This window comes from Burkholderia sp. AU18528, assembly GCF_002223215.2.
GTDB lineage: Bacteria > Pseudomonadota > Gammaproteobacteria > Burkholderiales > Burkholderiaceae > Burkholderia > Burkholderia semiarida.
On sequence record NZ_NKFC02000004.1, the window covers coordinates 656,486 to 676,716 of the forward strand.

Annotated in this window: 13 protein-coding genes; 6 read left to right on the forward strand and 7 right to left on the reverse strand. The window is 68.7% G+C overall.

Annotated features, from left to right (window positions below; translation table 11 throughout):
• Positions 1 to 5: 5 nt before the first annotated feature.
• The 4 genes from astD to CFB52_RS05865 all read left to right on the forward strand — a co-directional run bounded on the left by astD (position 6) and on the right by CFB52_RS05865 (position 5,022).
• Positions 6 to 1,469: a succinylglutamate-semialdehyde dehydrogenase gene (astD, locus tag CFB52_RS05845; RefSeq protein WP_099316223.1), complete on the forward strand. Its 1,464-nt coding sequence runs from the start codon at positions 6 to 8 to the stop codon at positions 1,467 to 1,469.
• A 14-nt stretch (positions 1,470 to 1,483) separates the two neighbouring features.
• The gene (gene astB / locus CFB52_RS05850; RefSeq protein WP_060965782.1) at positions 1,484 to 2,824 is read left to right on the forward strand and encodes an N-succinylarginine dihydrolase; all 1,341 of its coding nucleotides are present in this window, start codon (positions 1,484 to 1,486) and stop codon (positions 2,822 to 2,824) included.
• A gap of 7 nt (positions 2,825 to 2,831) precedes the next feature.
• Positions 2,832 to 3,875 carry a succinylglutamate desuccinylase gene (gene astE / locus CFB52_RS05855; RefSeq protein ID WP_180278203.1) on the forward strand — a complete coding sequence of 348 codons (1,044 nt, stop codon included), beginning with the start codon at positions 2,832 to 2,834 and terminating at the stop codon, positions 3,873 to 3,875.
• A 352-nt stretch (positions 3,876 to 4,227) separates the two neighbouring features.
• Entirely contained in the window at positions 4,228 to 5,022 is a 795-nt protein-coding gene (locus CFB52_RS05865) for an ABC transporter substrate-binding protein (protein WP_059573956.1), read from the forward strand.
• An 89-nt stretch (positions 5,023 to 5,111) separates the two neighbouring features.
• Here the strand turns inward: CFB52_RS05865 and CFB52_RS05870 are convergent, their stop codons facing one another.
• Both CFB52_RS05870 and cdpA read right to left on the reverse strand, forming a co-directional pair.
• The gene (locus tag CFB52_RS05870; protein WP_099316226.1) at positions 5,112 to 6,623 is read right to left on the reverse strand and encodes an HDOD domain-containing protein; all 1,512 of its coding nucleotides are present in this window, start codon (positions 6,621 to 6,623) and stop codon (positions 5,112 to 5,114) included.
• Between the two features lie 27 nt (positions 6,624 to 6,650).
• Positions 6,651 to 8,393 (reverse strand): cyclic di-GMP phosphodiesterase CdpA, encoded by a 1,743-nt coding sequence (gene cdpA, locus CFB52_RS05875; RefSeq protein ID WP_196485201.1) that lies wholly within the window; start codon positions 8,391 to 8,393, stop codon positions 6,651 to 6,653.
• A gap of 278 nt (positions 8,394 to 8,671) precedes the next feature.
• Here cdpA and CFB52_RS05880 point away from each other — a divergent pair, with 278 nt between their 5' ends.
• Entirely contained in the window at positions 8,672 to 9,220 is a 549-nt protein-coding gene (locus tag CFB52_RS05880; RefSeq protein ID WP_099316227.1) for a peroxiredoxin, read from the forward strand.
• An 85-nt stretch (positions 9,221 to 9,305) separates the two neighbouring features.
• On the opposite strand, the gene CFB52_RS05885 is transcribed toward CFB52_RS05880, so the two are convergent.
• Complete coding sequence (locus CFB52_RS05885) at positions 9,306 to 9,935, reverse strand: SDR family oxidoreductase (protein ID WP_099316228.1); 630 nt, start codon at positions 9,933 to 9,935, stop codon at positions 9,306 to 9,308.
• Between the two features lie 312 nt (positions 9,936 to 10,247).
• On the opposite strand from CFB52_RS05885, the gene CFB52_RS05890 reads away from it, so the two are divergent.
• Positions 10,248 to 11,726, forward strand: coding sequence for an NYN domain-containing protein (locus tag CFB52_RS05890; RefSeq protein ID WP_099316229.1), 1,479 nt, complete (start codon positions 10,248 to 10,250; stop codon positions 11,724 to 11,726).
• Between the two features lie 144 nt (positions 11,727 to 11,870).
• Here CFB52_RS05890 and CFB52_RS05895 read toward each other — a convergent pair whose 3' ends face one another.
• The 4 genes from CFB52_RS05895 to CFB52_RS05910 all read right to left on the reverse strand — a co-directional run bounded on the left by CFB52_RS05895 (position 11,871) and on the right by CFB52_RS05910 (position 20,221).
• Positions 11,871 to 12,254 carry a VOC family protein gene (locus CFB52_RS05895; protein WP_059573950.1) on the reverse strand — a complete coding sequence of 128 codons (384 nt, stop codon included), beginning with the start codon at positions 12,252 to 12,254 and terminating at the stop codon, positions 11,871 to 11,873.
• A 155-nt stretch (positions 12,255 to 12,409) separates the two neighbouring features.
• Complete coding sequence (locus CFB52_RS05900; protein WP_059644051.1) at positions 12,410 to 15,718, reverse strand: efflux RND transporter permease subunit; 3,309 nt, start codon at positions 15,716 to 15,718, stop codon at positions 12,410 to 12,412.
• A 3-nt stretch (positions 15,719 to 15,721) separates the two neighbouring features.
• Complete coding sequence (locus CFB52_RS05905) at positions 15,722 to 18,835, reverse strand: MdtB/MuxB family multidrug efflux RND transporter permease subunit (protein ID WP_099316230.1); 3,114 nt, start codon at positions 18,833 to 18,835, stop codon at positions 15,722 to 15,724.
• A gap of 15 nt (positions 18,836 to 18,850) precedes the next feature.
• Positions 18,851 to 20,221 carry an MdtA/MuxA family multidrug efflux RND transporter periplasmic adaptor subunit gene (locus CFB52_RS05910; RefSeq protein ID WP_060965788.1) on the reverse strand — a complete coding sequence of 457 codons (1,371 nt, stop codon included), beginning with the start codon at positions 20,219 to 20,221 and terminating at the stop codon, positions 18,851 to 18,853.
• Positions 20,222 to 20,231: the final 10 nt, after the last annotated feature.

The window sequence follows — 20,231 nt, forward strand, 5'->3', positions numbered from 1 at the left end:
GAATCATGACGGAACTCTTCATCGACGGCGCCTGGGTCGCAGGCTCGGGCCCCGTCTTCGCTTCGCGCAACCCGGGGACGGACGCGATCGCATGGCAGGGCGAAAGCGCGTCGGCGGCCGACGTCGACCGTGCGGTCGCGAGCGCGCGCCGCGCGTTCGCCGGCTGGTCGGCGCTCGACTTCGAAGCCCGCTGCGAGATCGTCAAGCGCTTTGCGGCGCTGCTGACCGAACGCAAGGCCGCGATCGCGACCGCGATCGGCCGCGAAACCGGCAAGCCGCTGTGGGAAGCGCGCACCGAAGTCGCGTCGATGGCCGCGAAGGTCGGCATCTCGATCCAGGCCTACCAGGAACGCACGGGCGAGAAGCGCCAGGACATGGCCGACGGCGTCGCGGTGCTGCGTCATCGCCCGCACGGCGTCGTCGCGGTGTTCGGCCCGTACAACTTCCCCGGCCACTTGCCGAACGGTCATATCGTGCCGGCGCTGATCGCCGGCAACACGGTCGTGTTCAAGCCGTCCGAACTCGCACCGGGCGTCGCGCGCGCGACGGTCGAGGTGTGGCACGAAGCCGGGCTGCCGGCCGGCGTGCTGAACCTCGTGCAGGGCGAGAAGGACACCGGCATCGCGCTCGCGAACCATCGGCAGATCGACGGGCTGTTCTTCACCGGTAGCTCGGATACCGGCACGCTGCTGCACAGGCAGTTCGGCGGCCGGCCGGAAATCGTGCTCGCGCTCGAGATGGGCGGCAACAACCCGCTCGTGATCGGCGAGGTCGAGGACATCGACGCGGCCGTGCATCACACGATCCAGTCGGCGTTCCTGTCGGCCGGCCAGCGCTGCACGTGCGCGCGCCGCATCTTCGTGCCGCAGGGCGCGTTCGGCGACCGCTTCCTCGCCCGCTTCGCCGACGTCACGTCGAAGATCACCGCCGACGTGTTCGATGCCGATCCGCAGCCGTTCATGGGCGCGGTGATCTCGGCACGCGCGGCCGCGAAGCTGGTCGACGCGCAGGCGCGCCTGGTCGAGCGGGGCGCGAAGCCGATCATCGCGATGACGCAGCGCGATCCGCGCCTCGGCTTCGTGAATGCGGCGATCGTCGACGTGACGGGCGTCGCGGACCTGCCCGACGAAGAGCACTTCGGCCCACTCGCGCAGATCGTCCGCTACGCGACGTTCGACGAAGCGATCGAGCGCGCGAACGACACGGCGTTCGGCCTGTCCGCCGGGCTGCTCGCCGATGACGCGAAGGCATGGGAGCACTTCCGCCGCACGATCCGCGCCGGCATCGTCAACTGGAACCGCCCGACCAACGGCGCATCGTCGGCCGCACCGTTCGGCGGCACGGGCCGCTCGGGCAACCATCGCCCGAGCGCGTACTACGCGGCCGACTATTGCGCGTACCCGATGGCGTCGGTGGAAAGCACGCAACTGACCTTGCCCGCGAGCCTGTCGCCGGGCCTGCATTTCTGATCGAGGGAGCGACGATGAACGCACAAGAAGCCAATTTCGACGGACTCGTCGGCCCGACCCACAACTACGCCGGGCTGTCGTTCGGCAACGTGGCGTCGCTGAACAACGAGAAGTCGGCCGCGAACCCGAAGGCGGCCGCGAAGCAGGGGCTGCGCAAGATGAAGCAGCTCGCGGATCTCGGCTTCGCGCAAGGCGTGCTGCCGCCGCAGGAGCGGCCGTCGCTGCGCCTGTTGCGCGAGCTCGGCTTCTCGGGCAAGGACGCGGACGTGATCGCGAAGGCCGCGAAGCAGGCGCCCGAACTGCTCGCCGCGGCGAGCTCGGCGTCGGCGATGTGGACCGCGAACGCGGCCACCGTCAGCCCGTCGGCCGACACGAGCGACGGCCGCGTGCACTTCACGCCGGCGAACCTGTGCAGCAAGCTGCATCGCGCGATCGAGCACGAAGCGACGCGCCGCACGCTGTCGACGCTGTTCGCCGACCCCGCGCACTTCGCGGTGCACGAAGCGCTGACGGGCACGCCGGCGCTCGGCGACGAAGGCGCGGCGAACCATACGCGCTTCTGCGCCGAGTACGGCAAGCCGGGCGTCGAATTCTTCGTGTACGGCCGCGCGGAATACCGTCGCGGGCCGGAGCCGAAGCGTTTCCCGGCCCGCCAGACGTTCGAGGCGAGCCGCGCGGTCGCGCATCGCCACGGGCTTGCGGAGGAAGCGACGGTCTACGCGCAGCAGGATCCGGACGTGATCGACGCGGGCGTGTTCCACAACGACGTGATCTCGGTCGGCAACCGCGACACGCTGTTCACGCACGAACGCGCGTTCGTCAACAAGCAGGCGATCTACGACACGCTGACCGCCGCGCTCGACGCGCGCGGCGCGCGCCTGAACGTGATCGAGGTGCCGGACGCGGCCGTGAGCGTGAACGATGCCGTCACGTCCTACCTGTTCAACAGCCAGTTGCTGTCGCGCGCGGACGGCTCGCAGGTGCTCGTCGTGCCGCAGGAATGCCGTGAGAACGCGAAGGTCGCCGCCTACCTCGACCATCTCGCGGCCGGCAACGGCCCGATCCGCGACGTGCTCGTGTTCGACCTGCGCGAAAGCATGAAGAACGGCGGCGGCCCCGCTTGCCTGCGCCTGCGCGTCGTGCTGAACGAAGCGGAGCGCGCGGCCGTCACGTCGAACGTGTGGATCAACGACACGCTGTTTGCGTCGCTCGACGCGTGGATCGACAAGCACTATCGCGATCGCCTCGCACCGGAAGACCTCGCCGATCCGGCGCTGCTCGACGAATCGCGCACGGCGCTCGACGAGCTCACGCAGATCCTGCGCGTCGGTTCGCTGTATGACTTCCAGCGCTGAGGCACGGATGCCGGCCGCCGCGCTGCTCGGCGATTTTCTCGCGTTCACGCTGGCGGGCGGTGCGCCGGCTGAAACGCACGGCGCCTGCGCGGGCGCCGCGGTGCGCTGGCAATGGCTCGGCGACGGGCTGATCGCGTTCGAGCCTGCCGCCGCTGACGCCGCGGCGCGCGCGAGCGTGCTCGTGTCGGCCGGCGTGCACGGCGACGAGACCGCGCCGATCGAACTGCTGTCGATGCTCGTGCGTGATCTCGCGTCGGGCGCGCTGCCGCTCGCGTGCCGGCTGCTCGTCGTGCTCGGCAACGTGCCGGCGATGCGCGCGGGCGAACGCTATCTCGACGACGACCTGAACCGCCTGTTCGGCGGCCGTCACGCGCAGGTGCCCGCGAGCCGCGAAGCGCCGCGCGCCGCGCGGCTCGAAGCGGCGGCATCCGCCTTCTTCGCGGCGGCGCCGGCGGGCAGCGCGCGCTGGCACATCGACATGCATACGGCGATCCGTGCGTCGGTATTCGAGCAGTTCGCGCTGCTGCCGCACACGGGCACGCCGCCCACGCGCGCGATGGTCGAATGGCTCGGCGATGCGCGCATCGCGGCCGTGCTGCTGCACACCGCGAAGGGCAACACGTATTCGCATTTCACGGCCGAGCAGTGCGGTGCGCTCGCGTGCACGCTGGAGCTCGGCAAGGTGCGGCCGTTCGGCCAGAACGACCTCGCGCGTTTCGCGCCGGCCGATCGTGCGGTGCGCAAGCTCGTGTCGGGCGAGCGGCGTGAAGACGCGGCCGAGGGCGGCCGTCCGCCGCTGCCGCGCGTGTTCACCGTGATCGACCAGATCACGAAGCAGAGCGACGCGCTCGAGCTGTTCGTCGCAGCCGACGTCGCGAACTTCACCGCATTCGCACGCGGCACCGTGCTCGCACGGGACGGCGACTACCGCTACACGGTGACGCACGACGAGGAACGGATCGTGTTTCCGAACCCGACCGTGAAGCCCGGGCTGCGCGCGGGCCTGCTCGTGATCGACACGACGCGCGAGACGCTGGCCGCACTCGTCTGATCGAGGCGCGATCGTGCGGGCCGCGGCGACGCGCGGCGCGCATCGTCCCGCGGCTCCTTCATTTTGGCGATGACGCCCGCCCGCCGCGCAGACGGCGCGTGCGTCGCGCTTGCTTGTTTGCGACACCGTCTTGCAAGTTCGGCGGGTCGCGTGGCGGCCGCCGGGCACGCGGCGCAGCATCGCGCGCCGACGCCCGCTCCGCCATGCCGGGCCGCGCGGATTGGTACAATCGCGGCCTTGCGGCTGTTGCGCCGCATCACGGCGCGGCGTCGGCATTGCCGGTGTCATCCGACCCTGCAATGATGGATGCGCCCGTCGTTTCGGAACATTCGAGTATCGAGGAGAACACCTGATGAAGTTGGATTGGCGTAAAGTGGCCGCGCATGCGGTGGTGGCGGCATCGGCGGTGGCGGCAGGCAGCGCGCTTGCCGGGGATCTGAAGGAGATCCGGTTCGGCGTCGAGGCCTCGTACGCCCCGTTCGAATACAAGACGCCCGACGGCAAGCTGACCGGCTTCGACATCGACATCGGCAACGCGGTGTGCGCGAAGCTGAAGACGAAGTGCGTGTGGGTCGAGAACGACTTCGACGGCCTGATCCCGGCGCTGCAGGCGCGCAAGTTCGACGCGATCAACTCGGACATGACGATCACCGACCAGCGCAAGCACGCGATCGCGTTCACCGATCCGATCTACACGATTCCGAACCAGCTGATCGCGAAGCAGGGCAGCGGCCTGCTGCCGACCCCGCAAGCGCTGAAGGGCAAGCGCGTCGGCGTGCTGCAGGGCACGATCCAGGAAGCGTACGCGAAGAAGAAGTGGGCGCCGGCCGGCGTTGAAGTCGTGCCGTACCAGACGCAGGATCTGGCCTATGCCGACCTGAAGTCGGGCCGTCTCGACGCGACCTTCCAGGATTCGGAAGCCGGCTCGAAGGGCTTCCTGACGAAGCCGCAAGGCCAGGGCTTCGGGTTCGCGGGCGGCACGGTCAGCGACGCCGAGATCCTCGGCTCGGGCGTCGGGTTCGGCCTGCGCAAGAACGACGCGGCGCTGAAGACCGCGCTCGATCAGGCGCTGAAGGAACTGAAGGCCGACGGTACGATCGACAACCTTGCGAAGAAGTACTTCAGCGTGCCCGTCACGCTCAAGTAAGCGTTTCGTACGCGCGCGATGTAAAAAACCGGCCGCCGATGCGGCCGGTTTGCTTTTCGGCAGCGAAAACGGCAGCGGCGGGCCGGCCGTCAGCCCGGCTGCGCGGCGAAGAACCGCCCCAGCTCGCGTGCGAGCTCGTTGAGCACGGCCATCTCCTGCTGCGAGATCTTGCGCGCGGGCTGCGCGCCGGCCCAGTCGCCGTACAGCAGCGCGACGCTCGTCGCGCCGACGCGTACGGGCAGCAGCACGAATGCGCGCGTGTCGTCGAACGCGTCGAGATACCACGCGGGCAGGCGCTTCACCATCTTCGGCTCCCGCGCCTGCTCGATGAAGATGCCGACCGAGTTCGTGATCGCGAGATGGAACACGTCCGGCTCGAAGCGCTCGTCGAAGCGCAGCCGGTCGAGCGCCGTATCGACGCCGGGGCCGAAGCCCAGGCGCGCGGCGAACGTGCCGTCGTCGTGACGCACGAACATCACGGTGCGCGTGAACGCGAGGCCGGCCAGCAGGCTTTCCGACGCAAGCGCGAGCACCGGCGTCAGCACGTGCTCGGACGGCAGCGCACGCAGGTCGGCCAGACCGGCCTCTAGGCATGCCTCGGGTTCGGCCTGCGCGCGCGCGATCGCATCGGCGTTCGCGCGCAGCTCGACGATCTCGCGCATCACCGTGTCGCTCGCTTCCTCGCGCGCGAGCCGCTCGGCGATCTCGACGATCGCCTCGGATTCCATGTCGAGCTCGGCGCCGTAGTGCTGCGCGAGCGCCGCGATGCGCGCGTCGCGCTGCGCGCTGGCAGGCATGACGAGCGCGCCGGCGACGTCGGTCGAACAGCGGCTCACCGCGCGCAGCCAGCGGATGCGCGCTGCCGGGCCGTCGTCGGCGGCCGGGCCCGCGTGGCGGGCGTCGCCGTCCTCGTCGTCGAATGCGTCGGCGTGCGCCGCGTGGTCGCCGTCGGCCATCCCCGCGCGGATCACGTCGGGCAGCCGCCAGCGCGCGGCTGCCTCGAGGCCGATCTCGTCGAAGCCGACGCCGAGCACGTCGGCGCAGGCGGCCGATTCGTCGCCGTTCAGTTCGGCCGCGCGGCGGCGGATGCGGTCCCACTCGCTGTCGAGATAGCAGACCACCAGCAGCTTGCCGACCTGGCGCATCAGCGTGCAGACGACGGCTTCCTCGCCCGCGCGCAGTTCGGCGCGCTCGGTGAGCTTGCGCGCGACGCAGCCGGACAGCAGCGCGCGGTTCAGCTCCAGCTTCGCGTCGATGCGCCGCGGCGTGCTCTGATGGAAATGGTCGACGAGCTTGAGCCCGACCACGAGATGGCCGACGGCATCCATGCCGAGCACCATCAGCGCGCGGGTCACGGTGGTGATGTTGCCGCCGAACGCCATGTACATCGCGGAGTTCGCGAGCCGCAGCACTTTCTGCGTGAGTGCGAAATCCGACAGCACGACGCGCACGAGCGCGGTGAAGTCGAGATCGTCGTTCTTCATCGCGGCCATCGTCGCGCGCAGCGATTCCGACAGCAGCGGGAAATCGCCCCGTTCGTTCATCCGCGCCCACAGCTTGTCGAGCAGCGCGGTGCGGGGCAGGTGTTCGGTGATTGACATACGGATCCGTCCGGTTCGCCGCGCGCGTCAGGCGGCGGCGTGCAGGTGCAGCTGCTGCGCCGCGAAGCGCCGCGCGAGCTCCTCGGACGGCAGCGCCTGGCAGACGAGCCAGCCCTGGATGTGATTGCAGCCCATCTCCGTCAGCAGCTCGCGCTGCGCCTCGGTCTCGACGCCCTCGGCGACGAGCTCGAGATCGAGTGTCTGCGCGAGGCCGACCACCGCCGACACGATCGCGCGGTCGTTGCGCGACGTCAGCAGGTTCTCGACGAAACTGCGGTCGATCTTCAGCTTCGCGAGCGGGAAGCGCTGCAGATAGGCAAGGCTCGAATAGCCGGTGCCGAAATCGTCGATCGCGAAGCGGATGCCGAGATCGGTCAGCTCCTCGAGCAGCATTTTCGCGTGCGCGGGATCGTGCATCAGCAGGCTTTCGGTGATTTCGAGCACGATACGGCGCGGGTCGATGCCGGTCAGCGCGATCGCCTCGCGCACGCTCTGCGTGAAGCGCGGGTCGCGGAACTGCTGCGGCGACACGTTGACCGCCACGTATTGCAGCGCGAGCCCCTGGCCGTCCCAGGCGACGAGCTGCATGCACGCGGCCTTGAGCACCCAGTTGCCGAGGTAGTTGATCAGGCCGATCGATTCGGCGAGCGGGATGAAGGTGGCCGGCGGCACGAGGCCGTGCACCGGATGGCGCCAGCGGATCAGCGCCTCGACGCCGACCACCGCGCCCGACTGGCTGTGGGTGATCGGCTGGAAATGGAGCGAAAACTCGCCGTTGCGCACGCCGTCGTACAGGTCGGCTTCGAGCTTGAGCCGTTCGGCGTCGGCCGGATCGTCGACGGGCGCGTGGAACGCGAGCGCGTTGCCGCCCGAGGCCTTCGCCTGCGCGAGCGCGTGGTCGGCGCGGCGCAGCAGCGGGCTGTGATGCTGCGCCCGATGCGGCGCGGCACGTTCGTCGGGGTAGAGCGCGATGCCGATGCTCGCGGACAGGTGCACGGTCTGCCCCTGGAATACGTACGGCTCGCGCACCGCGGCCTGCAGCCGGCGCGCGAGCGCGTCGGCGGCATGGCTCGCCTGCGTGCGGTCCGGTGCGCCCAGCACGACCGCGAACTTGTCGCTCGCGACGCGCGCGAGCTGCTCGTTCGGCGTGACGAGCGCCTTCAGCCGCTGCGCGGTTTCGCGCAGCAGCGTGTCGCCCGCGTCGTAGCCGAGCGCGCGGTTGATCCGCTGGTAGTCGTCGAGGTCGAGCAGCAGCAGCGCGGCGCAGGTGCCGTCCTCGTCGGCGGTCTGCTGCGCGCGCATCAGCGCCGGCACGAGCGCGGACAGGTTGTCGAGCCCCGTCATCGGGTCATGGTGCATTTCGTACGTCAGGCGTGCCTCGAGCGCGCGCCACGACGACACGTCGAACGCCGCGATCGCGAAGCCGTCGACGCCGTGGTGGCGGCTCTTGAACGCGCGGACCTCGACGTCCAGCGGGTAGGTGAGCGACTTGACGATGCACATCGTCGCCTTCTCGACCTGGCCGGAGCGTGCGGCGCGGGCGAGCAGGCCTTCGAGCGCCGGGGTATCCTGTTCGGCGATCAGGTCGCGCAGCGTCAGCGTATGCAGGTAGTCGCGGTGGTAGCCGATGAAGCGCAGGCTCGCGTCGGACACGTACAGAAAGCGCAGCTCGCGGTCGACATGGGCGAGGAAATCCACCGTGCCGACCGTCTGTTCCAGCCAGTCGCGCACGGAGTCGTCGCGGCGCGGCGCCACGGCGCGCGCGGGCATCAGCGCGCCGCCCGACCGAGCGAAGCGGCGCAGCGTATGCAAGGCGCTGCGCCAGGAGCCCTTGCGTGACGTCTGTTTCCTGTTGGCTTCCATGTTTCTCGCTGACGTGAAGGGCTGGAACCGGTTGTCCGGAAGGAATAACGGCAGACTGTCAGAAATCTTTAACGGGCCGGCCACGCGCGGCGCAGCCGCGGGTCCGGATCATCGATGCGGTGTTCGGCAGGCGAACGCCCACGTGGCCTACATCGAGGCTGACTTTATAAGAAATGAGGACGCAGATGAAGAGAAAACTGTTGCTGGGCGCCATGGCGGCGCTGGTGGCCGGCCATGCGCTGGTGGCGCAGGCGCAACTGAAGCCGGGCGCGGCGGCGCCCGATTTCACGACGCAGGCGTCGCTGGGCGGCAAGACGTATACGTACTCGCTCGCGGACGCGCTGAAGCAGGGGCCGGTCGTGCTGTATTTCTATCCGGCGGCGTTCACGAAGGGCTGCACGATCGAGGCGCATGCGTTCGCGGACGCGGTCGACCGTTACAAGGCTTACGGCGCGACGGTGATCGGCGTGTCGGCCGACAACATCGACACGCTGACGAAGTTCTCGGTGAGCGAATGCCGCAGCAAGTTCCCGGTAGCGGCCGACCCGGACGCGAAGATCATCCGCGAGTACGACGCGAAGCTGCCTGCGCTCGACCGGGCGAACCGCGTGTCCTACGTGATTTCGCCGGAAGGGAAGGTTCTCTACGAATACACGAGCCTGTCGCCCGACAAGCACGTCGAGAACACGCTCGCCGCCGTGAAGGCGTGGGCCGACGCGCATCCGAAGCAGTAGGCGGCTGCCCGCGCGCGTGAAAACGGCCCGTCGTGCGGGCCGCGGGCACGGGAACGCCCGGCCTGTGCGTGGCCGCCCGTTGCCGTTACGCGCGCAGCGCCTGCTCGATCGGCACGCCGCCGCCGACGAAGCCGACGATCTTGCGCGAGATGCCGAGCTTGATCGCCTCGATCGCGGCCCATGCAACGTCCTGGCGCGACACGGGCGGCGCGGGATCGAGCCACGTGTCGGTCAGCGCGATCTTGCCGACGCCCGGATCGTCCGTGAGCGGGCCCGGGCGCAGGATCACGTAATCGACGCCCGACGCGATCACGCGGTCGTCGCCTTCGCGCTTCATCTGCGAATAGTGGCGCAGCGCGTCGGGCCCGTGCTCCGGCCGGTATGCGGACAACGAACTGACGACCACGAGCTTCTGCACGTTGAACGCGAGCGCGTAGTCGGCCGCGCGGGCGACCGCGTCGCGGTCGATCTGCTCCTCTTCGGCCGCGCCCTCGGATTCGGCGGAGCCGGCCGCGTAGATCACGTGCGTGATGCCCTGGAAGGCGTGCGAGAAATCGTTCGTCAGATCGGCCTCGACGACCCGTGCGCCCGCCAGCGCATAGCCGTGCCGGCGCACGAGCGCCGTGACCTCGAACTCCGGCTGCTTGAGCAGCAGATCCGCGCAGGCCTGGCCCGTTCGTCCGGTCGCGCCAATCAGCAGTACCTTCGTCGTCATGAAACCGCTCCTTGCTCGATGCGTCATCCGTGCAGATAGGGACGGACGACCGATAACTCAAGTGTAATGTCGAATCGGCCCGGCGGTGGGGGCGTAATAAGGGGCGTACCGGCGCGGGCGTACTGGCTGCGGGCGTACCGGCGTGGGCGACCGGCTGCGGGCGTACCGGCTGCGGGCGTACCGGCACGACGCATGCCGGCGTGCATTCATTCGCCCGGATGCGGGAATGACGCGCCGACCGGCTATCATGTGCGCGATGCATTTTTCGCCGCTACGCGTGAATAACGCGTCGGCCCACCGGTTGGAGTACACATGGCATTACCCTTGGACAACGTCAGCATGGCCGTGTTCTGCGACTTCGAGAACGTCGCGCTCGGCGTGCGCGACGCGAAGTACGAGAAATTCGACATCAAGCCCGTGCTGGAGCGCCTGCTGCTGAAAGGCAGCATCGTCGTGAAGAAGGCCTATTGCGACTGGGATCGCTACAAGGGCTTCAAGGCGTCGATGCACGAGGCGAGCTTCGAGCTGATCGAGATTCCGCACGTGCGCCAGTCGGGCAAGAATTCGGCCGACATCCGGCTCGTCGTGGACGCGCTCGACCTCTGCTACACGAAGTCGCACGTCGATACGTTCGTGATCATCAGCGGCGATTCGGATTTTTCCCCGCTCGTGTCGAAGCTGCGCGAAAACGCGAAGAAGGTGATCGGCGTCGGCGTGAAGAAATCGACGTCGGACCTGCTGGTCGCGAACTGCGACGAATTCATCTTCTACGACGATCTGGTGCGCGAGCAGCAGCGTGCGCTCGCGAAGCGCGAACAGCAGCAGCGCGCGGGCAACGGCGGCGCGAAGCGGCCCGACGAGCCGTCGCGCAAGCACGACATGGAGGCGCGCAAGGCCGAGGCGATCGCGCTGGCGGTCGAGACGTTCGACGCGCTCGCGTCGGAGCGCGACGACGTCGGCAAGATCTGGGCGTCGGTGCTCAAGAGCGCGATCAAGCGCCGCAAGCCGGATTTCAACGAGTCGTACTACGGGTTCCGTGCGTTCGGCAACCTGCTCGACGAGGCGCAGGCGCGCGGCCTGCTCGAAGTGGGGCGCGACGACAAGTCGGGCGCGTTCGTGTCGCGGGCCCGCCAGTCGGCTGCGGAGCACGCCGTGGCCGCCGAACACGCACCGGCCCAGCACGGCCGGCGCCCGGCGGAGCCGGTGCAGGCCGAGCGCGAGCCGCGCCATCACCGCGGACGCGGGCGGCACGGCGAGCCGTTCGGCGAGCCATTCGGTACGCCGTTCGTGCAGGAGAACGAGCCGGTCGAGACGGCGGTCGAATTCACCGACGCGGACGAAGCCGATGTGACCGTCGGCGAAGCCGCGGCCGCGCACGGCGAACCGGCGGGCGGGCACGATGATGCGAAGACCGCACGCAAGCGTGCTCGCAAGACCCCCGCGAAGAAGGCCGGTACGAAGAAGGGCGGCGACGGCAAGAGCGCCGGCCGGCAGGCGGCGGTGGAGGAAAGCGAGGCCCCGCAGCGCGACGCGAAGCACGGCGGCGGCAAGCATGCCGAAGCGATGCATCGCGACGCGGAACATGACGACGGGCGAGCCGCCGGCGCGGCGCCGGCACGCGGTGAAACCGGCGGCGATGCCGTCGCGCAGCCCGCGCACGATGCTCCCGTACACGCCGAACCGATCGCAGCGGTCGCTGACGCGCCGGCCCCGGCCAAGCCGAAGAAGCCGGCCCGCAAGGCGGCGCCGCGCGCGCGGCGGCCGCGCAAGACGGCCGAGGCTGCCGAGTAAGGACCTGCCTGATGAAGCGCCATCCGTCGCGCCGCCGCGAAGTGCGGGCCGGATGGGGCGCAGGCACAGGCCGCGCGTTCGCATGAAGCAGTGCGGTTGCGAGGCCCGCCGCCCCGTGGCCGGCGCGATGCCGGCCTTCTTCCACTAACCGTTCAGCGCATACGGTCGCGTCATCACTTCGAGGAAGTGGCCGTCCGGATCGTCGAAGTACACGCCGCGTCCGCCGTTGTGGCGGTAGATGTCGTCGGCTTGCCGCTTCGCCGGATCGGCCCAGTGCGGCAACCCGCGTTCGCGGATGCGCGCGAGCACGCGATCGAAGCTGGCTTCGTCGATCAGGAACGCGTAATGCTGCGACCGGATCTCCCCCGCCTGTTCGTAAAAATCGAGCGACACGCCGTTGTCGAGCGCGACGACCAGCATCGCGCCGAACGGCGTCGGCGGCGGCAATTCCAGCAACTCGGTGAGGAAGCGGCTCGACGCATGCTTGTCGCGGCACCAGACGATCGTATGGTTGAGCTGGACGTTCATGGCGAGATTCCGGGACGGGAACGAGGTGGGCATGGATACACGATAGCCGATCGCGGCCGGCAAACAAGTCCGGGCACCACGTCCGGCCACCAAGTCCTGCAATCAAACCCGGCAATCAAGCGCAAAAGACGGCCGCCCGAGGGCGGCCGCTTTCGTCACTCGCCGGCGACGGCCGGCCCGCCGCTGTTGCCGCGGCGATTGCGCCGCTTTTCGGCCCACACGCGCAGCCGATCCATGTACAGGTACACGACCGGCGTCGTATAGAGCGTCAGCACTTGCGACATGATCAGGCCGCCGGCGATCGCGATCCCGAGCGGCGCGCGCAATTCGGCGCCGTCGCCGCTGCCGAACGCGAGCGGCAGCGCGCCGAGCAGCGCGGCCATCGTCGTCATCATGATCGGGCGGAAGCGCAGCAGGCACGCCTCGTGGATCGCGTCGAACGACGACTTCCCGTTGTTGCGCGTCTGGTCGATCGCGAAGTCGACCATCATGATCGCGTTCTTCTTCACGATGCCGATCAGCAGGATCACGCCGATCAGCGCGATGATGCTGAACTCGGTCTTGAACAGCAGCAGCGCGAGCAGCGCGCCGACGCCGGCCGACGGCAGCGTCGACAGGATCGTGATCGGATGGATGTAGCTCTCGTACAGGATCCCGAGCACGATGTAGACGGCCAGCAGCGCGGCGAGGATCAGGATCGGCTGATCGTTCATCGACTGCTGGAACGCCTGCGCGGTGCCCTGGAAGCTGCCGACGATCGTCGGCGGCACGCCGACCTCCGCCATCGTCTGATAGATGATCTGCGTCGCCTGCGACAGCGACACGCCGGGCGGCAGGTTGAACGAGATCGTCGTCGCGACGAACAGCCCCTGGTGGTTGACCGACAGCGGTGTCGTGCTCGGCCCGAACGTCGCGATCGCCGACAGCGGGATCATCGTCGATTTCGACGTCGACACCGACGCGCCCGACGACGCGCTCGATTTGCCGCTCGCCGCGATCGCGTTGAGCGCCTGGTTGCGCGCGGAGTCGGACGCGATCGCCGCGGCGCTCTGCGCGGCCGTGCCGGCGCTCGACGTGCCGGCCGAGGTCGCGACGAAGGTGCCCGCGGCCGCGTTGGTGGTCTGCGAGCCGTTCGCGCTGCCGCCCGACGTGCTGATCCACACCTGGTTCAGCATCTCCGGGCTCTGCCAGTATTTCGGCGCGACTTCCATCACGACGTGGTACTGGTTCAGCGGGTTGTAGATCGTCGAGACCTGCCGCTGGCCGAACGCGTCGTACAGCGTGTTGTCGATCTGCGCGGGCTTGATGCCGAACCGCGCGGCCGTCGCGCGGTCGATCGTCACCATCGCCTCGAGGCCGCCTTGTTGCTGGTCGGAGTTCACGTCGGTCAGCTCGGGGCGCTTCTGCAGCGCCTCGGTCAGGATCGGCCCCCACTTGTACAGGTCGGCGCTCGAATCGCCGAGCAGCGTGAACTGGTACTGCGCGTTGCTCTGCCGGCCGCCGACGCGGATGTCCTGCGCCGCCTGCAGGAACGTGCGCGCACCCGCGACGTCCGCCAGCCGCGGGCGCAACTGCTGGATCACCTGGTCGGCCGACAGCTTGCGCTCGGTGCGGTCCTTGAGCGTGACGAACATGAAGCCCGAGTTGGTCTGCGTGCCGCCGGTGAAGCCCGCGACGCTCTTCACGTTCGGGTTGCCCTGCACGATCCGCATCATCTCGGAGAACTTCAGCTTCATCGCCTGGAACGACGTCGACTGGTCGGCCTGGATGCCGCCGATCATCAGCCCGGTGTCTTGTTGCGGGAAGAAGCCCTTCGGCACGACGACGTACAGGTAGACGTTCAGCCCGATCGTCGCGAACAGCGTCAGCAGAATCAACAGCGGCCGGCGCAGCGCCCACGACAGCGAGCGCTCGTAGCCGCGCTGCATGCGCGTGAAACCGCGTTCGAGGAAGCGCCCGAAGCGGCCCTCGCGTTGCGGGTTGTGCCGGTCGGGCAGCAGGCGCGCGCACATCATCGGCGTGAGCGTGAGCGACACCGCGAGCGACACGGCGATCGCGAGCGACAGCGTCAGCGCGAACTCGCGGAACAGGCGCCCGACGATCCCGCCCATCAGCAGGATCGGCAGGAACACCGCGACGAGCGAGATGCTCATCGACAGCACCGTGAAGCCGACTTCGCGCGCGCCGTCGAACGCGGCCTGCATCCGCGACTTGCCGTTCTCGATGTGCCGCGAGATGTTCTCGAGCACGACGATCGCATCGTCGACGACGAAGCCGGTCGCGACGATCAGCGCCATCAGCGACAGGTTGTCGATCGAGAAGCCGAGCAGGTACATCGCGCCGAACGTGCCGACGATCGAGATCGGCACGGCGACGCTCGGGATCAGCGTCGCGCGCCAGTTGCGCAGGAACAGGAACACGACCATCACGACGAGGCTGATCGCGATCAGCAGCGTGTGCTCGGTGTCCCTCAGCGACGCGCGGATGGTGGTCGAGCGGTCGAGCACCGGCGTGACCGTGATGTCGGCGGGCAGCGACGCGGTGAGCTGCGGCAGCGCCGCGCGCACGCGGTCGATCGTCTCGATGATGTTCGCGCCGGGCGAGCGGTAGAGGATCACGAGCACCGCGCGCTTGCCGTTCGACAATCCGAGGTTGCGCAGGTCCTCGACCGAATCGACGACGTCGGACAGGTCGGACAGCCGCACGGCCGAGCCGTTGCGGTAGGCGACCACGAGATCGCGATACTGCGACGCCTGGGACGCCTGGTCGTTCGTGTAGAGCTGGAAGCGCTGCGGGCCGAACTCGATCGCGCCCTTCGGCGCGTTGGCGTTCGCGGAGGCCAGCGCCGCGCGCACGTCCTCGAGGCCGATCCCGTAGTGGAACAGCGATTGCGGTTCGAGCTCGACGCGCACGGCCGGGTTCGCGGAGCCGCTCACGGAGACCTGGCCGATCCCGTCGATCTGCGACAGCGACTGCTGCAGTACCGTCGACGCGGCGTCGTACACCTTCGCCGGCGACGCCGTCTCCGACGTCAGCGACACGACCATGATCGGCGAATCGGCCGGGTTGACCTTGCGGTAGGTCGGATTGCTCTTCAGCGCGGCCGGCAGGTCGGCGCGCGCCGCGTTGATCGCGGCCTGCACGTCGCGCGCGGCGCCGTCGATGTCGCGGTTCAGGCCGAACTGCAGGATGATCCGCGCATTGCCGACCGTGCTCGTCGACGTCATTTCGGAGACGTCCGCGATCGAGCCGAGGTGCCGCTCCAGCGGGCTCGTCACGCTGGTAGCGACCGTTTCCGGGCTCGCGCCCGGCAGCGACGCCTGCACCGAGATCGTCGGGAAGTCGACCTGCGGCAGCGGCGACACCGGCAGCTTGATGAACGCGAACAGGCCCGCGAGCGCGACGCCGAGCGCGAGCAGCGTCGTCGCGACGGGGCGGGTGATGAAGGGACGCGACAGGTTCATCGCTTACACGTCCGTGCGCGTGCCGGCGTCGGGGCCGTGCCGCTCGAACCAGCCGCGCATGCGGCGCGCGAGCGAGTCGAAGCCGAGGTAGATCACGGGCGTCGTGAACAGCGTCAGCACCTGCGACACGATCAGGCCGCCGGCGATCGCGATCCCGAGCGGCTGGCGCAGCTCGGAGCCCGCGCCGGAGCCGACGATCAGCGGCACCGCGCCGAGCAGCGCGGCGAGCGTCGTCATCAGGATCGGCCGGAAGCGCAGCAGGCACGCCTGGTAGATCGCCTCGCGCGGCGGCTTGCCTTCGACGCGTTCGGCCTCGAGCGCGAAGTCGATCATCATGATCGCGTTCTTCTTGACGATGCCGATCAGCAGCACGATGCCGATGATCCCGATGATGTCGAGGTCGTGCCCGGTAATCATCAGCGCGAGCAGCGCGCCGACGCCGGCCGACGGCAGCGTCGACAGGATCGTGATCGGGTGGATGTAGCTCTCGTACAGCACGCCGAGCACGATGTACATCGTGACGACCGCCGCGAGGATCAGGAACAGCTGGTTCGACAGCGACGCCTGGAACGCGAGCGCCGCGCCCTGGAAGCGCGTCTGGAACGAGCCGGGCAGGCCGATGTCCTTCTCGGCGGCCTCGATCGCCTTGACCGCTTCGCCGAGCGACGCGCCCGGCGCGAGGTTGAACGAGATCGTCGTCGACGGGAACTGCGACAGGTGCGCGACCAGCAGCGGCGACGGCCGCTCGTGAAACGACGCGATCGACGACAGCGGCACCTGGCCGCCGCCGGCCGACGGCAGGTAGATGTCGTTCAGCGATTGCGCGTAGTGCTGCTCTTTCGGCTCCGACTCGAGAATCACGCGGTACTGGTTCGACTGCGTGAAGATCGTCGACACGATGCGCTGGCCGAACGCGTCGTACAGCGCGTTGTCGACGGTTGCCGGCGTGATGCCGAAGCGCGCGGCGCTCGCGCGGTCGATCTCGATGTACACCGACTGGCCGTTGCTCTGCAGGTCGGTCGCGACGTCGGCGAGCGACGGCTCCTGCTGCAGCCGCGCGACGAGTTTCGGCACCCAGGTCGCGAATTCTTCCGAATTCGGGCTCGTCAGCATGAACTGGTATTGCGTCGGGCTGACCGTCGAGTCGATCGTCAGGTCCTGCACCGGCTGCATGAACAGCGAAATGCCGGTGACGTTCGCGACGCGCTGCTGCAGGCCGCGGATGATCTGCGCGGCCGTTTCGCCGCGTTCGTCGCGCGCCTTCAGGTTGATCAGCATCCGGCCGCTGTTCAGCGTGATGTTGCTGCCGTCGACGCCGATGAACGACGTGAGGCTGGCGACGTTCGGATCCTTCAGGATTTCCGCCGCGAGCGCCTGCTGGCGTTCGGCCATCGCGCCGTACGAGATCGACTGCGGCGCCTGCGTGATCGCCTGGATCACGCCGGTGTCCTGCGCGGGGAAGAACCCCTTCGGCACGAACACATAGAGCAGCGCGGTCAGCCCGAGCGTCAGCAGCGCGACGACGAGCGTCGAGCGCTGGCGGTTCAGCACCCATTCGAGCGCGACCGCGTAGCGCGCGATCACCCAGTCGATCGCGCGGTGCACGCGTGCCTCGAAGCGATGGCTCTCGGGCGGCGGCGAATGGCGCAGCAGCTTCGCGCACATCATCGGCACGAGCGTGAGCGACACGATCGCCGAGATCACGATCGTCACCGCGAGCGTGATCGCGAATTCGTGGAAGAGGCGCCCGACCACGTCGCCCATGAACAGCAGCGGGATCAGCACCGCGATCAGCGAGACCGTCAGCGAGATGATCGTGAAGCCGATCTGCCGCGAGCCCTTCAGCGCGGCCTCGAGCCCCGATTCGCCTTCCTCGACGTAGCGCGCGATGTTCTCGATCATCACGATCGCGTCGTCGACGACGAAGCCGGTCGCGATCGTGAGCGCCATCAGCGACAGGTTGTTCAGCGAGAAGCCGGCCATGTACATCACCGCGAGCGTGCCGATCAGCGACAGCGGCACCGACAGGCTCGGGATGATCGTCGCGTAGACGTTCGCGAGGAACAGGTACATCACCAGCACGACGAGCGCGACCGCGAGCAGCAGCTCGAACTGCACGTCGCGCACGGCCGCGCGGATCATCGTCGTGCGGTCGGTGACGATCTCGACGTCGAGCGCGGCCGGCAGCGTTTCCTGCAGCTTCGGCAACTGCGCCTTGATCGCGTCGACCGTCTGGATCACGTTCGCGCCCGGCTGGCGCTGCACGTTCAGGATGATCGCCGGGTCCGCATTCACCCACGCGCCGAGCTTGGTGTTCTCCGAGCCGGCGACGACCGTCGCGACGTCGGTCAGCATCACCGGGCGGCCGTTCTTGTACGCGACGACCGCGCTGTTGTACTGGTCGGCGCTCGTCAGCTGGTCGTTCGCGTTGATCGTGTATGCGCGCGTCGGGCCGTCGAAGTTGCCCTTCGGCGTGTTGACGTTCAGGTTCGAGATCGTCGTGCGCAGGTCGTCGAGGTTCATCCCGTACTGCGCGAGCGCGGTCGGGTTCGCCTGGATCCGCACGGCCGGCCGGTTGCCGCCCGACAGGCTCACGAGGCCGACGCCGGCGATCTGCGAGATCTTCATCGCGAGGCGCGTGTCGGCGAGGTCCTGCACCTGCGTGAGCGGCAGCGTCTTCGACTTGACGGCGAGCGTGAGCACCGGCGCATCGGCCGGGTTCACCTTCGCGTAGATCGGCGGGGCAGGGAGGTCGGACGGCAGCAGATTGCCGGCCGCGTTGATCGCGGCCTGCACTTCCTGTTCGGCGATGTCGAGCGGCAGGTCGAGCGAGAACTGCAGCGTGATCACCGACGCGCCGGCCGAGCTTTGCGACGACATCTGGTTCAGCGACGGCATCTGCCCGAACTGGCGTTCGAGCGGCGCGGTGACCGACGACGTCATCACTTCCGGGCTCGCGCCCGGGTAGAAGGTCTGGACCTGGATCGTCGGGTAGTCGACCTCGGGCAGCGCGGCGAGCGGCAGGAAGCGCAGCGCCACGAGGCCGGCCAGCATGATCGCCGCCATCAGGAGGGCGGTGCCGACCGGCCGGAGAATGAAGAGGCGGGATGGATTCATTGAGCGGCCCGCGCGTTACTGGGCCGCGGGGGCCGCTGCCTGCGACGCGCCGTGCTTGTGTCCGCCGCGATGGCCGGCTGCACCGGACGCAGCCGATGCGCCCGACGCCGCGCCGGCGCCGCGCGCGCCCGACGCGCCTTTCGGCTTGTCGGCCGGAATCGAGATCTTCGAGCCTTCGCGCAGGCGGTCCGAGCCGTCGGTCACCACGCGCTCGCCGAGCGCCACGCCGCTGACGATGCTCGTGCGTTCGCCGTCGACCGGGCCGACCGTGACCTTGCGCACCGTCACCGTGTTGTCGGGTTTCACGACGTAGACGAACTGGCCGATCGAGCCCGTCAGCACGGCGGAGGTCGGCACGATGATCGCGTTGCGCAGCACGTCGACGAGCAGCCGCGTGTTCACGAACTGATTCGGGAACAGCATGCCTTCCTTGTTGTCGAAATTCGCGCGCAGCTTGACCGTACCGGTGCTCGTGTCGATCTGGTTGTCGAGCGTCGCGAGCGAGCCCGTCTCGAGCGGCACCGTGTTGTTGCGGTTGTAGGCGGTGACCGACAGCTTCCGGCCTGCGTTCATCTGCTTGAGGATCTGCGGCAGGTTGTCTTCCGACGTCGTGAAGATCACGCTCATCGGCTGCAACTGCGTGATCACGACGATGCCGTTGGTGTCCCCCGGCGTCACGTAGTTGCCGGGGTCGACCTGGCGCAGGCCGACGCGGCCCGAGACCGGCGCCGTGATGCGCGCATACGTCAGGTTGAGTTTCGCGGAATCGATCGCGGCCTGGTCGGTCTTCACCGCGCCTTCGTACTGCTTGACGAGCGACGCCTGCGTATCGACGGTTTGCGACGCGATCGAATCCTGCGACAGCAGCGTCTGGTAGCGCTTCAGGTCGAGGCGGGCCGTCGCGAGCAGCGCCGCGTCGCGCGCATGCGTGCCTTCGGCGTTCTCGAGCGCGACCTGATACGGGCGCGGGTCGATCTGCGCGAGCACGTCGCCTTTCTTGACGATCTGGCCTTCCTGGAACGACACCGATTGCAGGTAGCCCGACAGTTGCGTCTTGACCGTCACGTTCGCGAGCGGCGTGACGGTGCCGAGCGCGGACAGCACGATCGGCATCTCGCCCTGCGTCGCGGTGGCGACCTGCACCGGCTGCGGAACGTTCGCCATCGCGGCGGGGCCGCCGCGGCCGCGATGGCCGCCCGCGGCGCTCGCGCCCATGCCTTTCGCCGTGCTGCCTGCCGCCGGCGTGCGGTTCCACGGGTGCCACCACAGCAGGCCGCCGATGACGACGGCCGCGACGGTGCCGATCAGCAACGTGCGGCGCGGGCGCCGGGCGGCGGCGGGCGCGGGGTCTTTCGAAGGGGGCGTGGGCTTTTGTTCGTTATCCATCGTGTTCTGT